This window comes from Dellaglioa sp. CoH-57-MRSF-19 (genome assembly GCF_056781975.1).
The window spans coordinates 1-289 of the sequence record NZ_JBXAXW010000246.1; the positions used below are offsets into that span (position 1 = coordinate 1).

Here is a 289-nt window from a genome sequence, read left to right on the forward strand (position 1 = left end):
GTCCTGATCCGCAGCAATAATCAATTTGTGTCGCCTCAAGTAGCAGCTTCAGTAGACCTGATAATGGCACCGGTTCAAACCATGTTCACGCCGTTTGCGGATGCGGCTACGGCCTTGATGCTGACGCTGACCGGATATCAGAATGTGCGTGTGTGCTGGCGGGAACCCGTCAATTCGGATGATAACCCGAGCAACCAGATCGTGACCGCGCCGGACCCGACTGGTGGTCAGTGCGTGTGTGGGATTACATGCGCGGGCACTCAAATCTCTTACGTACCAGTTCTTAACG

At 54.7% G+C, this 289-nt stretch carries 1 protein-coding gene; it reads left to right on the forward strand.

Features of this window, described 5'->3' with window-relative positions; genetic code table 11:
- Positions 1-63: 63 nt before the first annotated feature.
- Positions 64-289 (forward strand): hypothetical protein (locus AC1RO3_RS09105; protein ID WP_481764098.1); only part of this gene is annotated, 226 nt, incomplete at its 3' end.